Source organism: Bacillus sp. CIS52, from assembly GCF_053545315.1.
The window spans coordinates 295,106-313,351 of record NZ_JBIUFR010000001.1 but is presented as its reverse complement, the minus strand read 5'-3'; the positions used below and the strand labels follow the sequence as shown (position 1 = coordinate 313,351).

The 18,246-nt window shown below is 46.5% G+C and carries 18 protein-coding genes; all 18 read left to right on the top strand.

Features of this window, described 5'->3' with window-relative positions:
• The first annotated feature begins 12 nt into the window (after positions 1–12).
• A complete protein-coding gene (infB, locus tag ACH32G_RS00985) occupies positions 13–2,163 on the top strand; it encodes a translation initiation factor IF-2 (protein ID WP_049628483.1) in 2,151 nt (716 codons plus the stop codon).
• Positions 2,160–2,438: a DUF503 domain-containing protein gene (locus ACH32G_RS00980; protein WP_016936087.1), complete on the top strand. Its 279-nt coding sequence runs from the start codon at positions 2,160–2,162 to the stop codon at positions 2,436–2,438. Before infB ends, ACH32G_RS00980 begins: the two co-directional genes overlap by 4 nt.
• Before the next feature lie 16 nt (positions 2,439–2,454).
• Positions 2,455–2,808: a 30S ribosome-binding factor RbfA gene (gene rbfA, locus ACH32G_RS00975; protein ID WP_003154185.1), complete on the top strand. Its 354-nt coding sequence runs from the start codon at positions 2,455–2,457 to the stop codon at positions 2,806–2,808.
• 83 nt (positions 2,809–2,891) lie between these two features.
• The gene (gene truB, locus ACH32G_RS00970) at positions 2,892–3,821 is read left to right on the top strand and encodes a tRNA pseudouridine(55) synthase TruB (RefSeq protein ID WP_188154053.1); all 930 of its coding nucleotides are present in this window, start codon (positions 2,892–2,894) and stop codon (positions 3,819–3,821) included.
• A 19-nt stretch (positions 3,822–3,840) separates the two neighbouring features.
• Entirely contained in the window at positions 3,841–4,782 is a 942-nt protein-coding gene (gene ribF / locus ACH32G_RS00965) for a bifunctional riboflavin kinase/FAD synthetase (protein WP_016936085.1), read from the top strand.
• A gap of 165 nt (positions 4,783–4,947) precedes the next feature.
• Positions 4,948–5,217, top strand: coding sequence for a 30S ribosomal protein S15 (rpsO, locus tag ACH32G_RS00960; protein ID WP_003154182.1), 270 nt, complete (start codon positions 4,948–4,950; stop codon positions 5,215–5,217).
• A gap of 174 nt (positions 5,218–5,391) precedes the next feature.
• Positions 5,392–7,515 carry a polyribonucleotide nucleotidyltransferase gene (gene pnp / locus ACH32G_RS00955; protein WP_016936084.1) on the top strand — a complete coding sequence of 708 codons (2,124 nt, stop codon included), beginning with the start codon at positions 5,392–5,394 and terminating at the stop codon, positions 7,513–7,515.
• A gap of 111 nt (positions 7,516–7,626) precedes the next feature.
• Positions 7,627–8,586 carry a polysaccharide deacetylase family protein gene (locus tag ACH32G_RS00950; protein ID WP_016936083.1) on the top strand — a complete coding sequence of 320 codons (960 nt, stop codon included), beginning with the start codon at positions 7,627–7,629 and terminating at the stop codon, positions 8,584–8,586.
• A 40-nt stretch (positions 8,587–8,626) separates the two neighbouring features.
• On the top strand, positions 8,627–9,862 hold the full coding sequence (locus ACH32G_RS00945; protein WP_016936082.1) for a M16 family metallopeptidase: 1,236 nt from the start codon (positions 8,627–8,629) through the stop codon (positions 9,860–9,862).
• Positions 9,863–9,936: 74 nt separating this feature from the next.
• Positions 9,937–10,194 (top strand): YlmC/YmxH family sporulation protein, encoded by a 258-nt coding sequence (locus ACH32G_RS00940; RefSeq protein WP_003154176.1) that lies wholly within the window; start codon positions 9,937–9,939, stop codon positions 10,192–10,194.
• Positions 10,195–10,350: 156 nt separating this feature from the next.
• Positions 10,351–11,241, top strand: coding sequence for a dipicolinic acid synthetase subunit A (dpaA, locus tag ACH32G_RS00935; protein ID WP_448813908.1), 891 nt, complete (start codon positions 10,351–10,353; stop codon positions 11,239–11,241).
• A gap of 2 nt (positions 11,242–11,243) precedes the next feature.
• Positions 11,244–11,831 carry a dipicolinate synthase subunit B gene (gene dpaB, locus ACH32G_RS00930; RefSeq protein ID WP_448813907.1) on the top strand — a complete coding sequence of 196 codons (588 nt, stop codon included), beginning with the start codon at positions 11,244–11,246 and terminating at the stop codon, positions 11,829–11,831.
• Between the two features lie 136 nt (positions 11,832–11,967).
• Complete coding sequence (gene asd / locus ACH32G_RS00925; RefSeq protein WP_003154169.1) at positions 11,968–13,008, top strand: aspartate-semialdehyde dehydrogenase; 1,041 nt, start codon at positions 11,968–11,970, stop codon at positions 13,006–13,008.
• A gap of 88 nt (positions 13,009–13,096) precedes the next feature.
• Positions 13,097–14,311 (top strand): aspartate kinase, encoded by a 1,215-nt coding sequence (dapG, locus tag ACH32G_RS00920; protein WP_016936078.1) that lies wholly within the window; start codon positions 13,097–13,099, stop codon positions 14,309–14,311.
• Positions 14,312–14,341: 30 nt separating this feature from the next.
• A complete protein-coding gene (gene dapA / locus ACH32G_RS00915; RefSeq protein WP_448813906.1) occupies positions 14,342–15,211 on the top strand; it encodes a 4-hydroxy-tetrahydrodipicolinate synthase in 870 nt (289 codons plus the stop codon).
• Positions 15,212–15,389: 178 nt separating this feature from the next.
• Positions 15,390–17,057: a ribonuclease J2 gene (gene rnjB, locus ACH32G_RS00910; RefSeq protein ID WP_016936077.1), complete on the top strand. Its 1,668-nt coding sequence runs from the start codon at positions 15,390–15,392 to the stop codon at positions 17,055–17,057.
• A gap of 115 nt (positions 17,058–17,172) precedes the next feature.
• Complete coding sequence (locus ACH32G_RS00905) at positions 17,173–17,910, top strand: ClpP family protease (protein ID WP_047474942.1); 738 nt, start codon at positions 17,173–17,175, stop codon at positions 17,908–17,910.
• Positions 17,907–18,116, top strand: a complete 210-nt coding sequence (locus tag ACH32G_RS00900; RefSeq protein WP_016936075.1) for a YlzJ-like family protein — start codon at positions 17,907–17,909, stop codon at positions 18,114–18,116. Before ACH32G_RS00905 ends, ACH32G_RS00900 begins: the two co-directional genes overlap by 4 nt.
• The last annotated feature ends 130 nt before the right edge of the window (positions 18,117–18,246 follow it).

The window sequence follows — 18,246 nt, the reverse complement described above, 5'->3', positions numbered from 1 at the left end:
GGGGGTGAACGAATGGCTAAAATGAGAGTATACGAATATGCAAAAGCCATCAATGTTTCAAGTAAGGAAATTTTGACTGCGCTGAAAAACATGGATATAGTAGTAAATAACCATATGGCAACGCTTGAAGAAAAGACCATTAAGCAGCTTGATGCGAAATTTAAAAAAGGCGGCGCCGGCGTTAAATCTCAAAAGCCTGCGGAAACGAACAAAAACAAGCAGCCGCAAGGGGTTAATCAGCAGCCTGCTGGGAATCAACCAAACAAAATTCGAGACGGAAAGAAGAATGACGTGCAGAATAATCAATTTAACAAAAACAAGAAGAATAACAACAACAAAAACAAAAACAAACGCAATCATAACAACAAAAATCAGCATCAGCAAAAACCGCTGAAGCCGAAAAAAGAGCTTCCTGAGAAAATTACGTTTTCCGGCTCTTTAACAGTCGGAGCTTTAGCCGAGGAACTTGGCAAAGAGCCGTCTGAACTCATTAAAAAACTAATGCTTCTGGGCGTAATGGCTACGATTAACCAGGAGCTTGACAAAGACACAATCGAACTGATCGCATCTGAATACGGTGTGGAAACAGAAGAAGTGATTGTGCTCGAAGAAACTGAGCTTGAAAAATACGAAGAGGCTGACAAAGAAGAAGATCTTCAAATCCGTCCGCCTGTCGTGACAATCATGGGCCACGTTGACCACGGGAAAACGACCCTTCTTGACAGCATCAGAAAAACAAAGGTTGTTGAAGGAGAAGCGGGCGGAATCACCCAGCATATCGGGGCTTACCAGATCGAAGAAAACGGCAAAAAAATCACGTTCTTGGATACACCGGGACACGCGGCGTTCACAACGATGCGCGCGCGCGGAGCGGAAGTAACCGATATTACCATTTTAGTCGTAGCGGCTGATGACGGCGTTATGCCGCAAACAGTCGAAGCCATCAACCATGCGAAAGCGGCTGAGGTTCCGATTATCGTTGCCGTGAATAAAGTGGATAAAGAGAGCGCGAACCCTGACCGTGTCATGCAGGAGCTGACTGAATATGGACTCGTTCCTGAAGCATGGGGAGGAGAAACGATTTTCGTTCCTCTGTCCGCGCTTACAGGCAAGGGAATTGACGAGCTTGTCGAAATGATTCTGCTTGTCAGTGAAGTGGAAGAGCTGAAAGCCAATCCGAACCGTCAGGCAAAAGGAACGGTTATTGAAGCTGAGCTTGATAAAGGAAGAGGATCTGTCGCGACACTTCTCGTTCAAACGGGAACATTGCATGTCGGAGATCCGATCGTTGTCGGAAACACATTCGGCCGCGTGCGGGCCATGGTCAATGATCTCGGCCGCCGCGTGAAAACAGCCGGACCGTCCACACCTGTAGAGATCACAGGCTTAAACGACGTACCGCAGGCTGGCGATCAATTCCTCGTCTTTAAAGACGAAAAAACAGCCCGTTCTGTCGGTGAAGCGCGCGCTTCCAAACAATTGGACGAACAGCGCAGCGACAAAGCGAAGCTGAGCCTCGATGATCTGTTTGAACAAATTAAACAAGGTGATGTCAAAGACATCAACTTAATCGTAAAAGCGGACGTTCAAGGTTCTGCAGAAGCGTTAACGGCCGCTCTTCAAAAAATTGAAGTAGAAGGCGTAAAAGTGAAAATCATTCACACAGGCGTCGGTGCGATTACGGAATCAGACATCATTCTCGCATCTGCTTCAAATGCAATCGTTATCGGGTTTAATGTGCGCCCAGACGGAAATGCTAAGAGCACGGCTGAAGCAGAAAATGTAGATATCCGCCTTCACCGTATCATTTACAAAGTCATCGAAGAAATTGAAGCGGCGATGAAAGGAATGCTTGATCCTGAATACGAAGAAAAAGTCATCGGCCAGGTTGAAGTGCGCCAAACATTCAAAGTGTCGAAAATCGGTACGATTGCCGGCGGATATGTAACAGACGGCCACATTACACGTGACAGCGGACTCCGCTTGATCCGTGACGGCGTCGTTATCTTCGAAGGCGAAGTAGACGTTCTGAAACGCTTCAAAGATGATGTGAAAGAAGTTTCACAAGGATATGAATGTGGTATTACAATTAAGAAATACAATGACATTCGCGAAGGTGACATCCTTGAAGCGTATGTCATGCAGGAAATCGAAAGAAAGTGATCGGATTTGCGGAATGTGAATGCATCATTTACGATGCGGGATCATTAAAGGAGAAACGGGCCGTTCTGAAGCGGATTATAACGAGGGTCCGGAATAAGTTCAACGTGTCGGCCGCAGAAATCGGCTATCAGGACACTTGGCAGAGGACCAGCTTCGGAATCGCCGTCGTCTCCTCCTCTCACGTTCAGGCGGAAAAGGAGATTCAGCGCGTACTCGCGTTTATTGACTCCTTTCCCGAAATAGAACGGACGATCACTAGAACAGAGTGGTTTTAACTTAGAGGTGATTGAATTGAGTATGAGAGCAAACCGTGTCGGCGAACAGATGAAAAAAGAGCTCGGAGATATTATCAGCCGAAAGCTGAAAGATCCGAGAATCGGATTTCTGACTGTAACAGACGTACGTGTTTCAGGTGATTTGCAAATAGCGAAGGTGTATATCTCCGTTCTCGGCGGAGAGAAAAAGAAAGAGGAGGCGCTGAAAGGGCTTGAGAAAGCGAAGGGATTTATCCGTTCTGAAATCGGCAGCCGAATCAGACTCCGCAAAACGCCAGAGCTTGAATTTGAATTTGATGAATCAATTGAATACGGCAACCGTATTGAAACACTGATTCACGAACTGCATTCAGATAAACCGTCTGAATAACGGGAAAAGAGGATGGGCGTTGTCGTCTGTCCTCTTTTCTGCGTTTTACAGGGATACAATGATAACAAAGGAGCGAAAGACAGATGGTTAACGGAGTTCTCCTTTTACATAAACCGGTCGGCATGACTTCTCACGACTGTGTAATGAAAATAAGAAAACTGTTAAAAACAAAGAAAGTCGGGCATACGGGAACGCTTGATCCGGAAGTGTCAGGCGTACTGCCGATCTGTGTCGGACGGGCCACAAAGATTGTTGAGTACGTCACCGACAAATCAAAAACGTACGATGCTGAGATCACTCTCGGTTTCTCCACATCGACTGAAGACCAGACGGGGGAAACCGTCAGCGTAAAACCTGTCAAGGAGCCGATAAAAGAAGCGGATATCAAAGCCGTTTTAGACGAACTGAAGGGGCCGCAGGAACAAGTGCCGCCGATGTATTCCGCGGTCAAGATCAACGGGAAAAAGCTCTACGAATATGCCAGAGCCGGTATTGAAGTGGAACGGCCGAAGCGGAATATCACGATTGAGGATATCGCGCTTACTTCACCTGTCACTTATAAGGATGATACAGCGTCATTCCGTTTCACAGTCACGTGCTCAAAAGGCACTTACGTCAGAACATTGGCGGTGACAATCGGTGAAAAGCTTGGCTATCCCGCTCATATGTCCCACCTCATCCGCACCGCTTCCGGCGATTTCAGCCTGGATGAGTGTTTTACGTTTGAGGAGCTTGAGCAGCAGGTTTCAGCCGGCACGGTTGCAGAGCATGCGGTGCCTATCGAAAGAGCGCTCAATCATTTGCCGAAATGGGTCATAAGTGATACATTAGCTAGGAAAGCTGAAAACGGGTCAGTGTTTGACATACCGGCGGAATTTTCTGCAATGACAGCTGACGCCCGTATAGCTGTCTGTACCGAAGCCGGAGAATGTGTGGCCATTTATATGCCGCACCCTTCAAAACATGGACTGCTGAAACCGGCTAAAGTGCTGATGCAAAAAAGCGAACAATAAGAAAAAAGGTGACCGTTCTGTGAAGACGATACATATTTCTCATCCGCATCATTTACAAAAAGAAGAGCAGCCGGCGTCTGTCATGGCCCTCGGCTACTTTGACGGCGTTCATTTGGGACACCGGAAAGTAATCGGAACAGCCAGACAAATTGCCGAAGAAAAAAACCTGTCGCTTGCCGTCATGACGTTTCATCCGCACCCCTCCCATGTTCTGGGCAGAGACAAAGAGCCAAAGGATCTGATTACGCCGCTTGAAGATAAAATCAGCCAGATCAGCCGTTTAGGCGCTGATGTGCTGTATATCGTAAAGTTTGATGAATCGTTTGCGGCTCTTTCTCCAAAACAGTTTGCCGAGGAGTATATTTTAGGATTGAACGCCCGGCACGCGGTGGGAGGCTTTGATTTTACGTACGGAAAATACGGAAAAGGCACGATGGCTACGCTGCCGGACGATTTAGACGGCAAGGCCGAATGCACGACTGTCGAAAAACAGACCGAGCAGGACAGAAAGATCAGCTCAACTTATATCCGGTCAGCGCTGCAGGATGGCGACGTGGAGCTGGCACACACGCTCCTCGGCCAGCCGTATTTTATCAGGGGCACTGTGATCCACGGAGACAAAAGAGGCCGCACCATCGGCTTTCCGACGGCGAATATCGGTCTGCACAACAGTTATATCGTGCCGCCGACAGGCGTGTATGCCGTGAAGGCCGAAATAAAAGGCAGGGTGTATGAAGGCGTCTGCAATATCGGCTACAAACCGACCTTTTATGAAAAGCGTCCCGATCAGCCGTCAATTGAAGTTCATTTATTTGATTTTCAACAGGATGTATACGGAGAAGACGTTAAAATCGAGTGGTATAAACGCATCCGGAGCGAACGGAAGTTTAACGGCATCGACGAACTGACGGCTCAGATTGAGAAAGACAAACAAGAAGCGATCCGTTTTTTCAGCAAATAACGGAAAAAACATCAAAAGTACACAAATTTTATTCTAAAAGATTTGCATATGGGCGCGATTTTTAGTATCATATGTTTCGTAGTCTTAAAACCATTGCTTGGCAATCCGAAGTCACCGACGGTTGCTAGGTAACTGGGGCTAATTATAATATGGAGGTGAAACAGGATGGCAATTACTCAAGAGCGTAAAAATCAACTCATCAGTGAGTTCAAAACACACGAATCTGATACTGGATCTCCAGAAGTTCAGATCGCTATCCTAACAGACTCAATTAACAACTTGAACGAGCATTTGCGTACTCATAAGAAAGATCACCACTCACGTCGCGGTCTTCTTAAAATGGTAGGTAAACGTCGTAATCTTCTTACGTATCTGCGTAATAAAGACGTAACTCGTTACCGTGAGTTAATTAACAAACTAGGCTTACGTCGATAATCGTAAAAAGCGGGAGGATTCCCGCTTTTTTATCGTATTAAAGCGAAAAAAATAATAATAAAAAAACAATGAAATCCTTTTACATACTACTTTGACATTGATATGTTCAATTCATTTCGTTCATAATAGGAGTAATTGATTATTTCACACATTAAGAGAGGAGCTCGTAATCGAATGGGACAAGAGAAACATGTCTTTACCATAGATTGGGCCGGCAGACAGCTTACAGTAGAAACCGGCCAGCTTGCCAAACAGGCAAACGGCGCTGTTATGGTCCGCTACGGCGATACCGCAGTGCTCAGCACAGCAACCGCATCAAAAGAACCGAAACCGCTAGATTTTTTCCCGCTTACCGTTAATTATGAAGAAAGATTATACGCAGTCGGTAAAATTCCGGGCGGCTTTATTAAAAGAGAAGGCCGTCCGAGTGAAAAGGCCGTTTTAGCCAGCCGTCTGATTGACCGCCCGATCCGCCCGCTTTTCGCAGACGGATTCCGTAACGAAGTACAGGTCATCAGCATTGTCATGAGTGTCGATCAAAACTGCTCATCTGAAATGGCTGCAATGTTCGGTTCATCACTCGCTCTTTGCGTTTCCGATATTCCGTTTGAAGGCCCGATTGCGGGTGTGACGGTAGGCCGCATTGACGGGGAGTTCATCATCAATCCGACGGTTGACCAGCTTGAAAAAAGTGATATTAACCTTATCGTTGCAGGCACAAAAGACGCCATCAACATGGTGGAAGCGGGAGCGGATGAAGTTCCTGAGGAAATCATGCTTGAAGCGATTATGTTCGGCCACGAAGAAATTAAGCGCCTGATCGCTTTCCAAGAAGAAATTGTTGCGGCAGTCGGCAAAGAAAAAACGGAAATCGCACTGTATGAAATTGATGCAGAGCTCAGCGAGAAAGTGAAAAGTCTTGCGGAGCCGGATCTGCTCAGCGCCATTCAAGTTCATGAAAAGCATGCGCGCGAAGATGCGATCAGTAAAGTGAAAGATGCAGTCGTCGCGAAATTTGAAGAAGAAGAGCACGATGAAGATACGATCAAAAAAGTGAAACAGACACTGTCTAAACTTGTGAAAAACGAAGTGCGCCGTTTGATCACAGAAGAAAAAGTCCGTCCTGACGGCCGCGGCGTCGATCAAATCCGCCCGCTTTCTTCAGAAGTCGGCCTTCTGCCGAGAACGCATGGCTCAGGGCTGTTTACGAGAGGACAGACCCAGGCGCTCAGCGTATGTACATTAGGCGCTCTTGGCGACGTTCAGATTCTTGACGGTTTAGGCGTGGAAGAATCAAAACGGTTTATGCATCATTATAACTTCCCGCAATTCAGCGTAGGGGAGACAGGCCCGATGCGCGGACCGGGACGCCGTGAGATCGGTCACGGGGCTCTTGGAGAGCGTGCGCTTGAGCCGGTCATTCCGAATGAAAAAGACTTCCCGTATACGGTTCGCCTCGTATCCGAAGTGCTTGAATCAAACGGTTCCACTTCACAGGCCAGCATTTGCGCGAGCACGCTTGCCATGATGGACGCCGGTGTTCCGATTAAAGCGCCTGTTGCAGGTATCGCTATGGGACTTGTGAAATCAGGCGAGTACTACACAGTATTAACGGATATTCAAGGAATGGAAGATGCCCTCGGTGACATGGACTTTAAAGTAGCCGGTACGGAAAAAGGCGTAACAGCGCTGCAAATGGACATTAAAATCGAAGGCCTTTCAAGAGAAATCCTTGAAGAAGCGCTTCAGCAGGCGAAAAAAGGAAGAATGGAAATCCTGAACAGCATGCTCAGCACGCTTGGTGAATCAAGAAAAGAACTTTCTCAATATGCACCGAAAATTTTAACGATGACAATCAATCCGGATAAAATCCGTGACGTTATCGGGCCGAGCGGCAAACAAATCAACAAAATCATTGAAGATACCGGTGTTAAAATTGACATTGAACAAGACGGCACCATCTTTATTTCTTCTACTGATGAAAGCAGCAACCAAAAAGCGAAAAAAATCATCGAAGATCTTGTCAGAGAAGTCGAAGTCGGCCAGCTTTACCTCGGTAAAGTCAAACGGATTGAGAAATTCGGCGCTTTCGTTGAAATCTTCAGCGGAAAAGACGGTCTCGTTCACATCTCTGAACTTGCGCTCGAACGGGTCGGCAAGGTTGAGGATGTTGTGAAAATCGGTGACGAAATCCTTGTGAAGGTAACGGAAATTGATAAACAGGGACGTGTCAACCTGTCGCGTAAAGCAGTGCTGCGCGAAGAGAAAGAAAAAGAGCAGGAACAACAACAATCTTAAATGAAAACCTAACAAGGAGCCTGGGAGACCCGGCTTCTTTATTTTGAGAAAGACAACAGCGGGTTCTACCTTGTCCTCTTCATACATAATGTGTGATGAGGGGGGAAGGACATGTTGAAAAAATTCGTGCCGTTTGCCGTTTTTTTATTTCTTTTTTTTGTTTCGTTTGAAATGATAAAAAATCCGTATACAGTTGATTACATAGACGCAATGAAAAAAGACGCAGTGACTGTGTCAGCATCAAAAGATCCGCTTTATGAGGAATTGCTGCAAAAAGCGCCGGAGTATGAAGTGAAGCCGCAAGATGCGAGAATTGATAAAATATGGAAGAGTATACCGGGATATAACGGTTTAAAGGTCAATGTGGAAAAATCCTATAAACAAATGAAAAAGGACGGAGAATTTCATGAAGATGATCTTGTCTATGAGCAGGTAAAACCGAAAGTCCATCTCGATTCTCTTGCGCCTGAACCCATTTATAAAGGAAATCCCGATAAACCAATGGTCGCTTTCCTGATAAATGTCGCCTGGGGAAATGAATACGTGGAGCAAATGCTGCCTATTCTGAAACAGCATCAGGTCAAAGCAACTTTCTTTCTTGAAGGGAAATGGCTGAAAAACAATCAGGAACTTGGGAAAAAAATAGCGGCAGACGGACACGAAATCGGAAATCATTCATACAATCACCCTGATATGAGCAAACTGACTTCAGGAAGCATTTCCGAACAGCTTGACAAAACCAATGCACAAATCAGCGAGACGCTCGGCATGAAGCCGAAATGGTTTGCGCCGCCAAGCGGCAGCTTCAGAAAAGCTGTGGTCGACCTTGCGGCGGAAAAAGGAATGGGCACTATCATGTGGACCGTTGACACCATAGACTGGCAAAAACCGTCTCCGGCTGTTTTACAAACAAGGGTGTTGAGCAAAATACATAACGGAGCCATGATTTTAATGCATCCGACTGATCCGACTGCGAAAAGCCTGGAAACACTGATTACAAAAATCAAAGAAAAAGGCTATGCGCTCGGCTCGGTGTCTGACTTAATGGATGAAAACAGGCTGATGAAGTAGCAGGCGGCAGTTTGCCTGTCTTTGAATAGGAGGAACAAACTTGATAAAACGCTATACATGCCAAAACGGTGTAAGAGTTGTGCTTGAAAATAATCCAACGGTGCGGTCTGTGGCAATCGGCGTCTGGATCGGAACGGGATCACGCCATGAGACACCGGATACAAACGGTATTTCGCACTTTCTCGAGCATATGTTTTTTAAAGGAACAAATACCAGGTCAGCACGGGAAATCGCAGAATCCTTCGATCGGATAGGCGGCCAAGTGAATGCCTTCACTTCAAAAGAATATACGTGTTATTACGCAAAAGTGCTGGATGAGCATGCCAACTACGCACTTGATGTGCTGGCTGATATGTTCTTTCATTCTGCTTTTGACGAAGATGAACTCAAAAAAGAAAAGAACGTCGTATATGAAGAAATCAAAATGTACGAAGACGCGCCGGACGACATTGTCCATGATCTGCTGAGCAAAGCAACATACGGCAATCATTCGCTCGGCTACCCGATTCTCGGAACGGAGGAAACCCTTTCATCGTTTAACGGCGATTCTCTCAGACAGCATATGGATGACTTTTACACACCGGACCGCGTCGTCATTTCTGTCGCCGGAAATGTTACGGAACAATTCATTAAAGACGTGGAGAAATGGTTCGGTACATACGAAGCGAAGGGCAAAGCAAGCGGCATCAGCGAGCCTGAGTTTCATTATGAAAAGCTGACCAGAAAAAAAGACACGGAACAGGCGCACCTCTGCCTTGGTTTCAAAGGTCTGAAAGTCGGGGATCCGGATGTTTACGATTTAATCGTTTTAAACAACGTGCTGGGCGGAAGCATGAGCAGCCGTCTTTTCCAGGATGTGCGTGAAGATAAAGGACTGGCTTATTCTGTATACAGCTATCACAGTTCTTATGAAGACAGCGGTATGCTGACGATTTACGGAGGCACCGGCGCCAATCAGCTCGATCTTCTGTCTGAAACCATTCAAGAAACGTTATCGGTGTTAAAACGTGACGGCATTACCCCGAAAGAACTGGAAAACAGCAAAGAGCAAATGAAGGGAAGTTTAATGCTCAGCTTAGAAAGCACAAACAGCAAAATGAGCCGGAACGGGAAAAACGAACTTCTGCTCAGAAAGCATAAGACGATGGATGAAATTATCGCTGAATTAAATGCAGTCAGCCTGGAAAGCGTCAACGGTCTCAGCCGCCGGTTATTTACGGATGATTACGCATTATCGCTCATCAGTCCGACCGGAAATATGCCGGCCTCATCTTAAACGGGAAGTCTGCCTCTCTAGGGGGCAGGCATTTTTTTTTGCCCGGAATCATATAGTACAAGGGGGTGGCTATCATGAGGCTCAGTGAACTGTCAGGTAAAGAAATTGTAGACATTAAACGGGCGGAGCGGCTCGGCGTGCTCGGCCAGACTGATTTGGAAATTAATGAACAGGACGGGCAAATTACCGCGCTGTTGATCCCGACGGTGAAATGGTTTGGATTGCGAAAACAAGGCCACGACATCCGTGTCCCCTGGAACCATATTCAAAAAATCGGGTCAGACATGATCATTTTAGACGTTCCCGGGGAGATCACTCCTCCTGAAGAGTAGACTGTATTCATTTTTCGCAAGCACCGGCTCAAACAGCCGGTGCTTTTTTTATGAAAAAGACGCTGTACATTCACCGCCCTTTCTCTTTGCACATACGATGAAGAGGAGGATGACACTTAAAAGATCCAGTAACTGTAAAGAAGGTGAACGTTTCAAATGTTAACCGGATTGACAATTGCGATTATTGGCGGTGACGCAAGACAGCTTGAGATTATAAGGAAGCTGACAGAACAGCATGCCGATATTTATCTTGCAGGATTTGACCAATTGGATGACGGTTTTACAGGAACCGTCAAATGTAAAATTGATGAGATTCCATTTCCGAAAATAGACAGTATCATCCTGCCTGTATCGGCAACGACCGGAGAAGGCGTTGTATCAACGGTTTTTTCAAATGAAGAAGTGGTATTAAAGCAGAGCTATCTTGAGCAGACACCGGAGCATTGCGTGATTTATTCAGGCATCTCTAATGCATACCTTGAGGGCATCGCCAGCGAAGCCGGCCGCAAGCTTGTTAAATTATTTGAGCGGGATGACATCGCGATATTCAACTCGATTCCCACAGTTGAAGGGACAATCATGATGGCGATTCAGCATACGGATTATACCATTCACGGGTCAAATGTCGCCGTTCTCGGCATGGGGCGCACCGGTATGACGATCGCCCGGACGTTTGCAGCGTTGGGAGCGAAGGTAAAAGTGGGCGCACGGAGTTCGGCTCATTTGGCCCGTATATCGGAAATGGGGCTTTCCCCTTTTCAAATTGAAGAACTTACTGATCATGTAAATGATATTGATATTTGTATTAACACCGTACCGAGTCTGATTCTGAATCAAAGCGCTTTATCGCGCATGACGCCGAAGACCTTGATTTTGGATTTAGCATCCCGTCCGGGCGGAACGGATTTCAAATATGCTGAAAAACAAGGCATTAAAGCGCTGCTTGCTCCGGGTCTTCCGGGAATTGTGGCTCCGAAAACAGCCGGACAGATTATTGCGAACGTATTGAGCAAGCTTTTGGCAGACTTAAAGAAAGAGGGGAATTAGCCATGTCTCTGAAAGGGAAAAGAATCGGATTCGGATTAACCGGCTCACATTGCACATATGAGGAGGTTTTTCCGCAAATAGAAGCACTTGTCAGACAAGGGGCTGAAGTCCGGCCGATTGTGACGTCGACCGTCCAATCGACCGATACGCGCTTTGGAGAGGGGGGAGATTGGGTCAGAAAAATTGAAGAAACAACAGGTTTTGAGGTAATTGATTCCATCGTAAAAGCGGAGCCTCTCGGACCGAAACTTCCGCTCGACTGCATGGTCATCGCCCCCTTAACCGGAAACTCAATGAGCAAACTCGCAAATGCGATGACTGACAGCCCGGTCCTTATGGCGGCGAAAGCCACGATCCGCAACAGCCGCCCGGTCGTGCTCGGCATTTCGACAAATGACGGCCTCGGTTTAAACGGAACGAATTTAATGAGGCTGATGTCCGCAAAAAACATATTTTTCATCCCGTTCGGCCAGGATGACCACGTGAGAAAACCGACATCTCTTGTCGCCAGAATGGATCTCCTTCCGATTACGGTAGAAAAAGCGCTTTTGCATCAGCAGGTTCAGCCTGTGCTTGTACAGCATCAGTAATAAAAAATCAAGACACATAAAATCATTCCGGAATAAAAAAATTCGGTCAATCCGTGACTATTCTATGGTAAAATAAAACGTAAAATGCAAAGTCAATTCAACAAATGATGCTTAATTGGCGGAAGGAGTTTTACAGATGGGAAGAGGATTACACGTAGCAGTTGTCGGAGCGACGGGAGCCGTAGGGCAGCAAATGCTGAAAACATTGGAAGACAGAAACTTTGAAATCGAAACACTCACACTACTATCCTCAAAGCGTTCTGCTGGTACGAAAGTAACGTTTAAAGGCGAAGAGTATACAGTGCAGGAAGCTGTTCCGGAAAGCTTCGAGGGCGTTCATATCGCGCTATTCAGCGCCGGCGGAAGCGTATCACAAAGCCTGGCGCCTGAGGCTGTAAAACGGGGAGCCATCGTAATTGACAATACCAGTGCATTCCGCATGGATGAAAATACACCGCTTGTAGTGCCTGAGGTGAACGAAGGTGATCTGCATAAACATAACGGCATTATCGCCAACCCTAACTGTTCAACGATTCAGATGGTGGCGGCGCTTGAACCGATCCGCAAAGCATACGGCTTGAAAAAAGTCATTGTATCTACTTACCAAGCTGTGTCCGGAGCCGGCAATGAAGCGGCGAAAGAACTGTACAGCCAGACGAAGGCGATTTTAAACAATGAGCCTGCAGAACCGTCCATTATGCCGGTTAAAGGGGACAAAAAGCATTATCAAATCGCTTTTAACGCCATTCCGCAAATTGATAAATTCCAAGATAACGGCTACACGTTTGAGGAAATGAAAATGATTAATGAAACGAAAAAAATCATGCATATGCCGAAGCTGGAAGTCGCTGCGACATGTGTCAGACTGCCGATTGAAACAGGACACTCAGAATCTGTTTACATTGAGCTTGACCGTGATGACGCAACCGTGGAAGACATTAAACAGCTTTTAAAAGAGGCTCCGGGTGTTACGCTACAGGATGATCCCGCGGAGCAGCTTTACCCGATGCCTGCTGATTGCGTCGGCAAACGGGATGTATTTGTAGGAAGAATCCGTAAAGATTTGGATAGAGCAAACGGTTTTCATTTGTGGGTTGTTTCTGATAACCTGTTAAAAGGCGCCGCTTGGAACTCAGTTCAAATTGCGGAAAGCCTGCAAAAACTGAACCTCGTATAAAACAAACGTATTTTCTATAGGCGAACAGAAGAGAGTAAGGCTCTGCCTGCTCTCTTCTGTTACGTCAGACTAATTTGGAGTGAAAATAGTGAAAATCATTGTTCAAAAATTCGGCGGAACATCCGTAAAAGATGACAAAGGCCGCAAGCTTGCGTTAGCACACATTAAAGATGCCATCAGTGAAGGATATAAAGTTGTCGTTGTCGTATCTGCGATGGGAAGAAAAGGAGACCCGTACGCGACGGATTCTTTGATCGGGCTTCTTTACGGCAGCCAGTCCGACATTTCTCCGAGAGAGCAGGATATGCTTCTGTCTTGCGGAGAAACGATTTCGTCTGTTGTTTTTACCAGCATGCTGAAGGAAAACGGCATAAAAGCCGCAGCTTTAACAGGAGCCCAGGCCGGCTTTTTAACCAATGCCCAGCATACTGACGCCAAAATTATAGAAATGAAAACAGAGCGGCTGTTCGCGACACTCGCCAGCCATGATGCCGTCGTTGTGGCAGGATTTCAGGGAGCGACTGAAAAAGGCGACACGACGACGATCGGCAGAGGAGGAAGCGATACATCAGCAGCGGCGCTCGGCGCGGCGGTTGATGCTGAGTTTATCGACATTTTTACGGACGTGGAAGGCGTCATGACAGCTGATCCGAGAATCGTGGAAAATGCTAAGCCGCTTCCGAATGTCACATATACGGAAATCTGCAACCTTGCCTATCAGGGCGCGAAAGTCATTCATCCGCGCGCGGTAGAAATCGCCATGCAGGCAAAGGTGCCGATCCGCGTGCGCTCGACTTATTCAAAAGAAAAAGGAACTCTGGTGACGTCCCATCATTCGTCTAACGTCGGCAGCGATGTGTTCGAACGGCTGATCACGGGGATTGCTCATGTAAAAGACGTAACGCAATTTAAAGTTCCCGCCAAAATGGGGCAATACAATGTTCAGACAGAAGTCTTTAAAGCAATGGCGAACGCCGGCATCAGCGTAGATTTCTTTAACATTACGCCGAGTGAAATCGTTTATACCGTAGCCGGCAGTAAAACGGAAGCCGCGCGCAGCATTTTGGCCGAATTAGGCTATGAACCGACAGTGACGGAAAGCTGTGCGAAAGTGTCAGCGGTCGGTGCCGGAATAATGGGTGTGCCGGGTGTTACGTCAAAAATCGTCTCCGCACTTTCAGATAAAGGCATTCCGATTCTGCAATCCGCCGACAGCCATACGACGATCTGGGTGCTCGTTCATGAAAAAGATATGGTAACGGCCGTAAACGCGCTGCATGAAGTGTTTGAACTTTCAAAGTAAATGTGATTGAATCATGATGAGGTGAAAAAAATGAATGTCGGAAATATTTCTACAGCGATGATTACCCCTTTTGACAGTAAAGGGAATGTAGACTTTCAAAAACTGTCTACATTAATCGACTATTTGTTGAAAAACGGCACGGATTCTTTAGTTGTCGCAGGGACGACCGGCGAATCTCCGACACTTTCAACGGAAGAAAAAATTGCACTCTTTGAATTTACAGTCAAAGAAGTGAACGGACGCGTGCCTGTTATTGCGGGTACGGGAAGCAACAATACGAAAGACTCCATCAAACTGACAAAAAAAGCTGAAGAAGCCGGCGTCGATTGCGTTATGCTTGTCACGCCTTATTATAATAAGCCTTCCCAAGAGGGCATGTACCGTCATTTTAAAGCCATAGCTGAAGAAACGTCTCTTCCTGTTATGCTTTACAACGTGCCGGGCAGAACGGTCGCTTCGCTTGCGCCGGAAACGGCCATCAGACTTGCGGAGATTCCGAATATCTCTGCGATTAAAGAAGCGAGCGGTGATCTTGACGCGATTACGAAAATCATCGCCGAAACGCCGGAAGATTTTTACGTCTATTCAGGTGATGACGGGTTAACCCTTCCTATTCTCGCAGTCGGCGGAAGAGGAGTCGTGTCAGTGGCCAGCCATATTATAGGTTCTGACATGCAGCAAATGATTAAAAACTATACAAACGGGCAGACGGCAACCGCGGCACTGATTCATCAGAAGCTTCTCCCGATCATGAAGGAGCTCTTTAAAGCGCCTAATCCGGCTCCGGTCAAAACGGCGCTTCAGCTGAAAGGCCTTGATGTCGGATCTGTGCGTCTTCCTCTTATTCCGCTGAATGAAGATGAACGCCTGAGCCTGAGCAGCGTCATCAGCGAACTGTAAGAAAAAATTTATACAGTTAAAATACGCGGTCATTCTCATTTTTATCGTGAGTTTGACCGTTTTGTCTACATATTGGTTTTCCCTAAACCTTCCGCTTCTTCTTGTTTTCTAAAATTGATATCAGTTATAATAGGAACAAGTGATGATGGACGGGTATGAGACTAGGAGGATACAGATTTTGAAAAAGAAAAATACAGAAAACGTCAGAATTATCGCCCTTGGCGGTGTCGGAGAAATTGGGAAGAACCTATATGTCATTGAAATTGACTCGGACATATTTGTAGTAGATGCGGGGCTCATGCACCCTGAAAATGAAATGCTCGGTATTGATGTCGTGATTCCGGATATTTCTTACTTGGTAGAACGGGCTGACCGCGTGAAGGCCATTTTTCTGACACACGGACACGATGAAAACATCGGAGGCGTCTTTTATTTATTGAACAAGCTGTCGGTGCCGGTATACGGAACGAAGCTAACGCTTGCTTTGCTGAGAGAAAAACTCAAGCAGTACGGGCATAATCGAAAAGCTGATTTACGTGAAGTTCACTCCAAATCAGTCATTACATTTGAATCAACAAAAGTATCGTTCTTTAAAACGATCCACAGCATTCCGGATTCAGTGGGAGTCAGCTTTAAAACATCACTTGGCTCTATTGTATGCACGGGAGACTTCAAATTTGACCAGACGCCTGCTTATCACCAATCATGTGATATCGGCGAAATCGCCAAAATCGGAAACGGCGGTGTGCTTGCCTTGCTTTCTGACAGCGCCAATGCGGAGCGCCCGGGATATACTCCGTCAGAAGCCCATGTAAGCGGTGAAATTTCCGATGCGATGTACAATTCAGACAACCGCGTCATCGTTGCCGTATTCGCGTCTAATATCAACCGGATTCAGCAAGTGATTCAGGCTGCCGCCCAGAACGGCCGCAAACTCGCAATCGCCGGAAAAAACCTGCAAAACGTGCTTCAGCTTGCGCGCAAGCTCGGCTATATTGAAGCAGAAGATGAATTGTTCATTCCGGTGCAGGATGTCAAAAAATATCCGAAACGGGAAGTGGCAATTGTTACAGCCGGAAGCCATGGTGAGCCGTTAGCCGCTCTTACGCGGATGGCCAAGCAGGCGCACAAGCAGCTTAACATTGAAGAAGGAGATACCGTTGTCATTGCATCAACACCGATTCCGGGACATGAATTGGTATATTCCAAAACCGTCAACCAGCTTGTCCGTGCCGGGGCTCAAGTCATTTTCGCCCAAAAACGCGTGCATGTGTCCGGTCACGGTTCGCAGGAAGAATTAAAACTCATGCTTAATTTGTTAAAACCGAAATATTTAATTCCGGTTAACGGTGAATTCAGAATGCAAAAAGCGCATTCCAAAATCGCTGAAGAAATCGGCATGAAACGCAGCGACATTTTCTTAATTGAAAAAGGCGACGTCGTTGAATTCCGCGGCCAGAATGTGAAAATCGGGGATAAAGTCACGTACGGAAACGTTCTGATTGACGGCCTAGGTGTCGGCGACATCGGCAACATCGTGCTGCGAGACCGCCGCTTATTGTCACAAGACGGCATTCTCATTGTCGTGATTACGCTTGATAAGCAGAAAAAGAACCTCGTATCGGGTCCTGAAATCATTACGCGCGGTTTCGTATATGTCAGAGAATCAGAAGGCTTAATTGTACAAGCTACTGAGCTCGTCCGCTCAATCGTGACAGAAGCGACGGAAACATCCGCCGTAGAATGGTCCACGCTGAAACAAGCCATGCGCGATGCGCTGAACCAATTCCTTTATGAAAAAACAAAACGCAAACCGATGATCATTCCGATCATTATGGAAGTATAATGGACACAAAAGCCGGAGCGCATGATGCTCCGGCTTTGTTTTTGTTCATCTCCCGGATGGAAACCCGCTTCTTTGTTCATAATACAAAGAGACATTCGGAAAGGGTGAAGATAAAATGGATCATCGTATGGAAAACACCGAAGAACAGCAGCCCGAAAAATCAGATGCGAAAGACAGCATTATGAGCAAAATTCAGCAGCTGGGAGAGACATCTCTGCCGCAAATGTCACAAGATACCAATATTCACTGTCTGACAATCATCGGCCAAATTGAGGGGCATGTCCAGCTGCCGCCGCAAAATAAAACAACCAAATATGAACACGTCATTCCGCAAATCGTCGCCATTGAGCAAAATCCGAAAATTGAAGGACTTCTGATTATCTTAAACACCGTCGGCGGTGATGTGGAAGCGGGGCTTGCGATTGCAGAGATGCTCGCATCTTTGTCAAAACCGACCGTTTCAATCGTACTCGGCGGGGGACACTCGATAGGTGTGCCGATCGCCGTGTCATGTGATCATAGTTTTATCGCGGAAACAGCGACTATGACCATTCACCCCGTTCGGCTTACAGGTCTGGTTATCGGGGTTCCGCAAACATTTGAATACTTGGACAAAATGCAGGAGCGGGTCGTCAACTTTGTGACCCATCATTCAAATATTTCCGAAGAAAAATTCAAAGAACTGATGTTTTCAAAAGGAAACCTGACCAGGGACATCGGAACGAACGTAGTCGGAAAAGATGCGGCTGATTACGGATTAATTGATGCCGTCGGCGGCGTCGGACAGGCGATAAAAAAGCTGAATCAGCTGATTGAAGAACGAAAGGGCGAGGAAGGAATGATGATTCAATGATCCTTTATACCGTCATGCCTCAAGAAGTCGTTTACGGTCAGGAAAGAGAGCAAAGCGCGCATGAACAGGTAGACTATGCCGGTGTGCCGCTGTTAGTCGAAATGAAGGGAAATGAAGCTGAAGTCGTACAGATTTTAAGTACGAACCCGATGGATTTTCTGAATCCGGACATCGCCCCGGGACAAAAAATCAAGTTGAAAATCTAACCGGCATTCAGTCCGTTTCTCGGGGGCAAAATATGCTATAATAGGGGAATCCTACAGAAAAACGCAGCCGGTAAAAGGCTGCTTTTCTTCATGATGTATGATTTTACATTTTTTAACGCAGTAAGGTGAT

Excerpts from the sequence above, each read along its gene's own strand:
- infB (WP_049628483.1), top strand. The coding sequence starts at position 13 with ATGGCTAAAATGAGAGTATACGAATATGCAAAAGCCATCAATGTTTCA.
- truB (WP_188154053.1), top strand. The coding sequence starts at position 2,892 with ATGGTTAACGGAGTTCTCCTTTTACATAAACCGGTCGGCATGACTTCT.
- rpsO (WP_003154182.1), top strand. The coding sequence starts at position 4,948 with ATGGCAATTACTCAAGAGCGTAAAAATCAACTCATCAGTGAGTTCAAA.
- pnp (WP_016936084.1), top strand. The coding sequence starts at position 5,392 with ATGGGACAAGAGAAACATGTCTTTACCATAGATTGGGCCGGCAGACAG.
- ACH32G_RS00950 (WP_016936083.1), top strand. The coding sequence starts at position 7,627 with ATGTTGAAAAAATTCGTGCCGTTTGCCGTTTTTTTATTTCTTTTTTTT.
- ACH32G_RS00940 (WP_003154176.1), top strand. The coding sequence starts at position 9,937 with ATGAGGCTCAGTGAACTGTCAGGTAAAGAAATTGTAGACATTAAACGG.
- dpaA (WP_448813908.1), top strand. The coding sequence starts at position 10,351 with ATGTTAACCGGATTGACAATTGCGATTATTGGCGGTGACGCAAGACAG.
- dpaB (WP_448813907.1), top strand. The coding sequence starts at position 11,244 with ATGTCTCTGAAAGGGAAAAGAATCGGATTCGGATTAACCGGCTCACAT.
- asd (WP_003154169.1), top strand. The coding sequence starts at position 11,968 with ATGGGAAGAGGATTACACGTAGCAGTTGTCGGAGCGACGGGAGCCGTA.
- dapA (WP_448813906.1), top strand. The coding sequence starts at position 14,342 with ATGAATGTCGGAAATATTTCTACAGCGATGATTACCCCTTTTGACAGT.
- ACH32G_RS00905 (WP_047474942.1), top strand. The coding sequence starts at position 17,173 with ATGGATCATCGTATGGAAAACACCGAAGAACAGCAGCCCGAAAAATCA.
- ACH32G_RS00900 (WP_016936075.1), top strand. The coding sequence starts at position 17,907 with ATGATCCTTTATACCGTCATGCCTCAAGAAGTCGTTTACGGTCAGGAA.